This window comes from uncultured Gimesia sp. (genome assembly GCF_937919775.1).
GTDB lineage: Bacteria > Planctomycetota > Planctomycetia > Planctomycetales > Planctomycetaceae > Gimesia.
Genome location: NZ_CALFPF010000636.1, coordinates 1 through 8,496, shown reverse-complemented (window position 1 = coordinate 8,496; position 8,496 = coordinate 1). Strand labels below are relative to the sequence as shown.

The following is an 8,496-nucleotide window of genomic DNA, read 5'->3' as shown; positions in this document are numbered from 1 at the left end:
ACAAACCCATCAAAGTATTAAGCGGGGGCGAGCGTGCCCGTTTGTGTCTGGCGGGAATTTTGTTGGGCAGTTACTCGATTCTGATTCTGGACGAGCCCGGAAACCACCTCGACGTTGAAACCGTTGAAGCATTAGGAAACGCGCTCGTCAAATTTCAGGGAACAGTAATTTTCACCAGCCACGATCGGCATTTTATGGGCAAAGTGGCAACGGATGTGATCGAAGTGGCCAACGGCAGCGTCAAAAGCTACGAAGGAAATTACGAGGCCTATTTATATCGTGTGAAAAAGGAAGTCGCTGACGGGCATCGAGATCAGAATCAGGTGTCGATTGCAAAGCAGGAACAGAATAATTCCGGCCAGCGCGAAAAAGGGTTGGGAGGCAAAATTAAAAATGCCCGGAAGGAACTTTCCGCCATCGAACGAAAAATTGCGCAGCTCGATGAGAAAAGAAATGAAATCAATGAAAAATTTCTGAAAGCCACCAACCCGGAAGCGGCTCAAAAACTCCACACGGAAATGCAGCCACTCGTCGATGAGATCGGGGAGCTGGAAATTCGCTGGATGGAACTCTATGAGGTTCTGGAGCAATAAATCAGCTTTGTTTCAGGTGTTTTCCGGCGCTTTGCCGTTGATCCAGGGGCCAGCCAGATTCTGATATTTGGGAGGCACGAGGATGCTGCCTTTGTCGCCCGCTTTCCAGCCGGCAACGTGCCGCGGTTTGCTGTGTTCCTTTGACATTTTTTCCCAGTTCGTCGCCCAACTCTGGTCTCCGTTCTGGATTTCTTTCGAATCGCGATTCACCTGGAAAACCTGCCCGTTTCGATAACTGAGTACACCCAGATTCACCACCATGATTGCTGCGGCCCCCAGTTCAGGAGAATTATTGACCAGCGCAGGATCTCCGGCTTTGACGGCATCGATGAAATTCTGGAAGTGCAGTAACGTCTGATCCGGAACACGCTCTGAGACCACTTCTGCTTTCGTCAGATTGCTGTCCAGTGTTACCTGTGGTCGTTCCGGTATAAACTCATACGCCTGCCGACTGCCGAAGACCTCTTTATCAAACACTATTGTGCCATGATGTCCCCGGATCAGATGCCGGATGGGGACTTCACTCGAGATCATTGTACTCGAGACCAGTCCTTGAACTCCTTCGTGGAAATCGGCAATGATCGAAGCTACGTCGGTTACTTCACGGTCATCGTATTCGAGAAAAATGCCCCCTCCGCCTACAACGCGACCGGGGTACATCAAACCGGTGGCTTTGAGCATGGCGGTTACACGATGGACAAACAGGTCGGAGTACATCCCGTAACCAAAGGGCCAGTAGCAGCGCCATTGGCCGAACGTGGCCCGGTCAAAAGGTAAATCAGGAGCGAGCCCCTCTTCCACTCCCAGCCAGCGTTTCCAATCGACGGTTTTGGGCGTCATTTCTTTGGTGATGACGTTATGGCGCGACATGCCCCCGATGGAATTACGAAATGATTCTGCCTGAAACTGGACAATTTTTCCAAGCTTACCTTCGTTGACCAACTGGCGCACTTCATTCCAGATGGGCATGCTGGTAGATTGAACGCCGACTTGCAGGACCAACCCGGATTTCTTCCAGGCATCAACAACGTCCATCGCTTCAGCGATATGGTGGGTCATGGGTTTTTCGCAATAAACGTGCTTACCTGCTTTCAGGGAATCTAACACCTGTTTGGCGTGCCAATGGTCGGGAGTGGCGATGCAGACGACATCAATTTCTTTATCATTCAGCAGGTCCCGATAATCGACATAGGTTTTAGGCGTCAGATTTGTCTCTTTCGTGATATAATCGACGGCCTGATCCCGGTGGACTGAATACACATCATTGACGGCTGTGATATCGAGGTTGACCCCTTTTTCATTGCGGAGCTTGATGAGTGATTTGACATGCGATCCGAAACCGCGTCTTCCGGGGCCGATCATTCCGATCCGGATTCGTTCGTTGGCCTGATAAGCTGTTGAGGGAGCGATCGCAGCAAGCTGGCTGGCTGCTACGGTTGCGACGGCTGACTGTTTGAGAAAAGTGCGACGGCTTTCTTTTTCCTGGCTCATATTTCCCCCTGGATAAAAAACAGAATCAGATAATTTAATATTCCTTGATTTGAATATTTTTATACTCCACATGACTGCCGTGTCCCAACAGTCCGATATGACCTCGCTTATTTTTTAAACCGGGATGTTTGGCCAGCACCTCTGCATCATCGATTTTGGACAAATCCGTGTTCAGAATCGTGATGTCATTGACGATCACGGTAATCTGAGTGCCGCGGTAGATGATTTCTTCGTGATTCCATTCGCCGGCAGGTTTGAGTGCTCCTGTTTTAGCAGGAATCACATCATAGACGGAACCATGATATTGAGTGGGCTTGAGTTTTTTGGGGTAACCTTTGTTATCCAGAACCTGAATTTCGATGCCTTCATAAGCGGGACGTTGATCGACCAGCGGGCAGCGAATGGCGATACCATTATTGGCCCCCTTGGTCAGCTTAAACTCAAACTTCAGGCTGAAGTCGCTGTATTCGCGCTCGGTAAACAGGAAACCTCCCCCATCGGCAGGGCATACCAGCCTGCCGTCTTCTACATGATAACCTTTACGATTGGCGCGTTTTAAAATCCAGCCGGTTAAATCCTGACCATTGAATAGCGGCTTATATTCCGGCTGCTGGTCTGCGGCAAATAGAGCGGCAGGCAGCAGGGTCAGGCAGATGACAATGGGGAGATAAAAAAAAGGTCTCATTTGTCATTCCCTATTTCTTCTGACCGGTGGCCTGATTGATGAGGACGCGTTGTCGGACATTTTCGGAAACCGGTTTTCCTGCGAGAATATCTGCTTCTGTGAACGTGGACATCAGGATTTTTTTATCGCGGGTACGGGCATAATCGTAAATGATGTAAATCGTACCGTCTGCGCTTTGAACTCCATCGGGATAAGAGACACCCGGTCGTTCGTCCAGCAGCAGGCCTCCCTGCCAGGTTTTTCCCTCATCGGCGGAGAGGTAAGCGGTCAGATCACTGCGAGTTTTTCCATCTTGCGGGTTATGTTTCACCAGCAATAAATTTCCGGAGTTCAATCGGCGAATGAAAAAGCGGGCGTTAATGTGGGGGATGGATGATTCTTTACCCGCTGACCAGGTTTTACCGCCGTCCGTGGAAATGGATTCTCCGATTCCATAACTGGTTCTGACCAGCGTCCAGAGACTTTTGTCTTTTCGTTCGACGATCATGTGTTCGTCGAATGTTCGGTGAGGCACATCGGTTTGCCCCAGAAGCTGAAATGATTTCCCCTGGTCTTTAGAGATGAAAATATTTCCGCCTCGTTCTTCGGGTAAATCAAAACGATGCTCAATCGAATCCTTGGCATTCTGTTTCCAGACGGCGACGGGCAATAACCAGTCGCCATTCGAAAGCACCGTGGGTTTATTCATCATGATCCCGTTACAAAGTCGCCTTGGTTCGCTCCACTTGGGATTATCCTGGTCCGATTCATCAGTGGTGATAGCCCAGACGCCACTGCGACCATCCCACCAGCGATAAGATTGTGCCCAGAAGACCCAGAGTCGACCGCTGGGATCGTGCCAGATGGCGGGGTCATATGCACGCACGGGGCCAGGAGGATCAATCACCAGTTTCGGTCCCGACCAGGTTTTTCCATCATCTCCGCTGGTGACCAGAGTGACATAGTTTAACTCACCTTCGCCGGTTCCTCCTGCATACCAGAGTGCCCAGAGACGTCCATTGGCTGAACGCTCCATGCCTGGAATGCCCTGGAAGAGACGGGTCTTATCTGCATACTCTTCTCCTGGGTCGGTATTCACTTGAGGCGCTTCAAGCGCAGGATCTTTCTGTGGGGACGAGTCTGCTGCTGAACAGAAATTTGTAATACCAAGTGTCGGAAGCAGTGGAACAAGAAATACGAAAAGCAGGAATAATGAGCGCACGGTGTATACCTCTCCAAAGTTGCTTTAGTTGCTTTCAGGTGAATCAAACGGGTGGAATCAATGATCTCCTGATTATGCTAACAAAATAACAGGCAAGAGGCGAGTATTTCCGATAAACATCCGGAAATGTGACAATGTTTTAAGGACGTCAGCGAATACCAATGCAGCGGCTAAAAAGTATGTCTGGACAGACTGACATTTCTGGCTTAGAGTATTCATACGTAGATTGATCTCAGGCACTTCTGAATCGACTTCAAACACACACCTGAGACATTATAGAAAATTAAAGGCAACTCATGAATTTAACAGAATTGGTCATCCTGCTGATCGTCGCTGGTATTTGCGGAAGTATAGCGCGGGGTTTGGCAGGTAATACCCGCGGGGGGTGCCTGGTTTCAATTGCTTTAGGATTCATTGGCGCTCTATTGGGAAGCAAAATTGCATCGATGCTGGGGCTCCCCGAAATCTTTTCGATCTCATTTGGCGGCAGAGATTATCCGATTGTCTGGTCGATTATTGGCGCGTCGATTTTTGTCGCCATTCTGGGGCTGCTGACGGGGCGATCCCGGTCATAAATCCTGTTCGAAGCATTTTTTTTGAAAGAACGCAGGGTTCAATGACTCGTTGAGAGGCACGAGCATTGCAGATTTCCGGTGTGTTGAACATACTATGTCGCTGTTCGAATCATTCCCGACTTTCACAGTCGGGTTTTTTTATATGTGTGTGACCGGAAGTATTGCGTTATGTCGCTGTTGAGTTTGAATCAGATTTCATTTGGCTGGGGGGGCGCTCCTTTATTAGATGAAATCAATCTGGAAATTAATGCTGGGGAGCGAATCGGCCTGTTAGGTCGAAATGGAGCCGGGAAATCGACGCTCATGAAACTTCTCGCCGGCGAGCTCGAACCCGAAGAGGGGCAGTTAAAACGCGAGAAGGATCTGCGCGTTGCCAGACTGGTGCAGGAAGTTCCCTCTGGATGCGCGCAACGCGTGCATGATTACGTGGCAGAAGAAGCGGCCCTCTTTTACGAACATGAATGGGAAATCGAACACGCTGTCGAGCAAATTCTGGCACGCATGAATCTGCAGGGAGATGTTACATTTGACTCCTTGTCATCCGGAATGAAACGTCGTGTTCTGTTAGCCCGTTCGATTGTGCAGTCTCCCGATATCTTATTACTGGACGAACCGACGAACCATCTGGATATTCCTTCAATCAGGTGGCTGGAACAGTTTCTGCAAACGTATTCAGGAACCTTATTGTTTGTGACGCACGACCGGATGTTTTTGCAGGCGCTGGCGACCCGGATTGTCGAAATCGATCGTGGTCACATTTACGACTGGACCTGCGATTACGACACGTTCCTGAAACGCAAAGAGGCATTTCTGGAATCGGAAGAAAAACAGAACGCCTTGTTTGACAAAAAACTGGCTGAAGAAGAAATCTGGATCAGAAAAGGCATTAAAGCGCGGCGTACCCGAAATGAAGGCCGCGTTCGCGCGCTGAAGAAACTCCGCGAAGAACGGAGTCAGCGCCGGGATAAAGTTGGCAACGTCAATATGCAGGTCGCGAATGCCAGCCGTTCAGGGCAACTGGTGGTAGAAGCGAAGGACGTTTCATTTTCGTATGAATCTGAAACTGTGATTCACGATTTCTCCACGTTAATTATGCGTGGAGACAAAGTCGGCATCATTGGCAGAAATGGTGCCGGCAAAACAACACTGCTCAAGCTGCTGCTGGGCGAACTCAAACCGGATACCGGAACGATACGGCTGGGAACAAATCTGGAAATTCTCTACTTCGATCAGCTTAGAGAACAGATCGATGAAGAGAAAACCGTCGTTGAAAATGTCGGTGAAGGGCAAGAGACACTCGAAATCAACGGTAAACCGAAACATATTTATGGTTATCTGCAGGACTTTCTGTTTACGCCGGAACGTGCTCGCAGGCCAGCCCGATTCCTTTCCGGAGGGGAACGGAACCGGTTGTTACTGGCAAAATTATTCAAGCGGCCGACCAACCTGATGATTTTTGACGAACCAACGAATGATCTGGATGCAGAAACTTTGGAGCTGCTGGAAGAATTAATCAGTAATCATCCCGGTACGCTTTTACTGGTGAGCCACGACCGTGCCTTTCTCAATAACGTCGTGACGGCGACACTGGTTTTTGAAGAAGACGGGCAGGTTAAAGAGTACGCCGGCGGCTATGACGATTATTTATTACAGTCGGAATACGGCCGGGCCACTCAAAAAAATACAAACGGTGCGAAAGGCAGAATTGAAGAAAAATCAGTTAAGACCGCCAAAGTGGTCAAACTAAGTTTCAAAGAGCAGCGTGAGCTGGAGCAGATTCCACAACGCATTGAGGAACTGGAAACGGAACAAACTCAATTGCACACCGCGATGGCGTCTCCTGAATTTTTCAAACAGTCGAATGAGATTATTGCGGAAGCGACATCGCGTGTCGAAGCAATTCAGCAGGAACTGGAGTCGCTTCTGGAACGCTGGGAAATACTTGATGCACGCGTTCAGTAAGAAGGTGTAGGCCATGCGATTATTTGAAGGAACTCCCTTTGATCGTCCGCCACGATGTGAAAAGTGCGATCAACTGGAAGCAGAATGCATCTGTCCGCCTGAGCCTGCTTTTCGAATTCCTCCCGCGCAACAGACGGCCCGACTGTCGATTGAAAAACGCAAGCGGGGAAAACGTGTGACCGTGGTGCGCGGCTTGCCTCTTGAAGGAAATGATCTTCCTGAGTTATTGAAACAGTTGAAGTCTCAATGCGGCGCCGGCGGCTCCCTGCAGGGGGATGAACTGGAAATTCAAGGGGACCAGCTGGACCGCGTGCGCGAAACGCTGAAAGCGATCGGTTTTAAAGTGAAAGGTTAGCCCGCATGCGGGCCAACCTGACAGCTTCAGACTATGGTTTCCAGAGCGCAGTACGCTTAACCAGGGCGTCTTTCATTCAATGAGACTCTTTCCCAGTGGCATCACAAACGCGACAGAAAACCGGAACACTGGTTAAATCTCCGGAGCGGACTCATAAGGAATTTCCACCGGGTAAAAATCTCTGTTTCTACGCTGGTGATTAAGTTTTCCGAAATCATGCGTATGGATGGCTTTCGCTTCCACATTAAAAATCGAACCGGCGAACGGCTCAAAACTGGCGCGAAAATGCGCCGAGGATTTGACGGAAATATAATGCATCGATTCACAGGTTATGCCCAGTGTTTTAGCGAAGGCGGGCCCAAAAGGTTGTTCTCGAGCCGTTACCACAACCACTGAGACACCATCCTGCTGAATCCAGGCAGAGGGACCCATGTTGCCCATCAGTCCGGCGTACATGGGGCCGTCATATTTGAATTTCCCTTCTGAAAGTGCTTTGACTTCCGCCTTCATCCTGACCGGCGGGCCTTGAACAGGGTCTGATTTGCCGCCGACTTCCGTTTCAATGATTCCACCTACGCCGGCTTTTTGAGCCAAAGCAACCACTTCGGGATCGACGATATACAAAATCAACGCCTTGTCTAATTTCTGATCGAGAAACGTCTGCAGGATTTCCGTGGAATCACCGGCCGTCCCGCCTCCCGTGTTATCTGCATGATCGGCGAGAATGATGGGATACTTGCCGATTTCCTGCCCCTGCTTGATCGCATCTTTGACGGTAAACGGAAGTTTGTACCAGCGTCGACGACGTTCCCAGATCCAGGAACTGAATTCCTCGGCCGTTTTATCCGCCAGATCCTGGTCATCATCGGCGACAACAATAATGGAAGGCCCCACATTGGGGACGTCCGCCCAGGGAAAACCGGTAGAAACCGTCACACTCAAAATACCGGGGCGCGATTCAATTTCATGCGCATAGTCCATCACTTCTTTCATCGGTTGATGCGCGGTGACCTGGCAAGCGGTACTCCAGAACAAAGGAATCTGACGTAGAGTCATCACCGGCTTCACTTCGCCTTGAATGATACGCACAATCAGATCGGCTGCTTCCTGCCCACGTTCATTCATGTCGATATGGGGGTAGGTATCGTATCCTAAAATAGCAGTCGCCTGCTGCACACGCAGTGGAGTGTGGTTGCCATGCATATCCGGGGTGACCAGAATTGGTCGGTCGGGACCAATGTATTCCCGCACTTTGGAAATGAAATGTCCGTCGCCGTCTTCAATCCCCTCAATGACCATCGCCCCGTGAAGATCAAGTAATACTCCGTCAACAGGGCCGCCCGCTTCTTCTGCCTCTTTCAGTCGTTGCAGAAATTCCTCCAGCAGACCATCGTAAGCTTTTCGCTCGATGAGGCCGCTCGGAAAGGCAAACGTCCATAACAGGGGAATTAATTCAAAACCATGTTTTTGGGCTCCATCAATGAAGCCGCCGATACAGACATTCGCTCCCGGAAAGGTTTCCATGATTTCCTGACCACGAAACAAACCACGATCATTGATAAAATCATCAAGCGTCGTGGGAAGCGAAGAATAAGTACTTGTTTCGTGTAGCACGCCGCCCGTCGCAATTCTCA

Annotated in this window: 8 protein-coding genes; 4 read left to right on the top strand and 4 right to left on the bottom strand. The window is 49.8% G+C overall.

Features of this window, described 5'->3' with window-relative positions; all coding sequences use genetic code 11:
- On the top strand, positions 1–593 hold a 593-nt coding region (locus Q0294_RS18195), incomplete at its 5' end, for an AAA family ATPase (RefSeq protein ID WP_299468291.1).
- Between the two features lie 12 nt (positions 594–605).
- Here the strand turns inward: Q0294_RS18195 and Q0294_RS18190 are convergent.
- From Q0294_RS18190 to Q0294_RS18180, 3 genes are read right to left on the bottom strand one after another with little or no spacing between them, the layout of a single operon-like run.
- Positions 606–2,084 carry a Gfo/Idh/MocA family oxidoreductase gene (locus Q0294_RS18190; RefSeq protein WP_299468289.1) on the bottom strand — a complete coding sequence of 493 codons (1,479 nt, stop codon included), beginning with the start codon at positions 2,082–2,084 and terminating at the stop codon, positions 606–608.
- Positions 2,085–2,118: 34 nt separating this feature from the next.
- A complete protein-coding gene (locus Q0294_RS18185) occupies positions 2,119–2,769 on the bottom strand; it encodes a DUF1080 domain-containing protein (protein ID WP_299468287.1) in 651 nt (216 codons plus the stop codon).
- A gap of 10 nt (positions 2,770–2,779) precedes the next feature.
- Positions 2,780–3,847 (bottom strand): sialidase family protein, encoded by a 1,068-nt coding sequence (locus tag Q0294_RS18180; protein WP_299468285.1) that lies wholly within the window; start codon positions 3,845–3,847, stop codon positions 2,780–2,782.
- 419 nt (positions 3,848–4,266) lie between these two features.
- Here Q0294_RS18180 and Q0294_RS18175 point away from each other — a divergent pair, with 419 nt between their 5' ends.
- The 3 genes from Q0294_RS18175 to Q0294_RS18165 all read left to right on the top strand — a co-directional run bounded on the left by Q0294_RS18175 (position 4,267) and on the right by Q0294_RS18165 (position 6,862).
- On the top strand, positions 4,267–4,545 hold the full coding sequence (locus Q0294_RS18175) for a GlsB/YeaQ/YmgE family stress response membrane protein (protein ID WP_299468283.1): 279 nt from the start codon (positions 4,267–4,269) through the stop codon (positions 4,543–4,545).
- A 168-nt stretch (positions 4,546–4,713) separates the two neighbouring features.
- A complete protein-coding gene (locus Q0294_RS18170; protein WP_299468281.1) occupies positions 4,714–6,507 on the top strand; it encodes an ATP-binding cassette domain-containing protein in 1,794 nt (597 codons plus the stop codon).
- Between the two features lie 13 nt (positions 6,508–6,520).
- Positions 6,521–6,862, top strand: coding sequence for a translation initiation factor (locus Q0294_RS18165; protein ID WP_299468279.1), 342 nt, complete (start codon positions 6,521–6,523; stop codon positions 6,860–6,862).
- A 132-nt stretch (positions 6,863–6,994) separates the two neighbouring features.
- On the opposite strand, the gene Q0294_RS18160 is transcribed toward Q0294_RS18165, so the two are convergent.
- The coding region (locus Q0294_RS18160) for a M81 family metallopeptidase (RefSeq protein WP_299468277.1) at positions 6,995–8,496 on the bottom strand (1,502 nt) is incomplete at its 5' end.

Excerpts from the sequence above, each read along its gene's own strand:
- Q0294_RS18175 (WP_299468283.1), top strand. The coding sequence starts at position 4,267 with ATGAATTTAACAGAATTGGTCATCCTGCTGATCGTCGCTGGTATTTGC.
- Q0294_RS18170 (WP_299468281.1), top strand. The coding sequence starts at position 4,714 with ATGTCGCTGTTGAGTTTGAATCAGATTTCATTTGGCTGGGGGGGCGCT.
- Q0294_RS18185 (WP_299468287.1), bottom strand. The coding sequence starts at position 2,769 with ATGAGACCTTTTTTTTATCTCCCCATTGTCATCTGCCTGACCCTGCTG.
- Q0294_RS18190 (WP_299468289.1), bottom strand. The coding sequence starts at position 2,084 with ATGAGCCAGGAAAAAGAAAGCCGTCGCACTTTTCTCAAACAGTCAGCC.
- Q0294_RS18165 (WP_299468279.1), top strand. The coding sequence starts at position 6,521 with ATGCGATTATTTGAAGGAACTCCCTTTGATCGTCCGCCACGATGTGAA.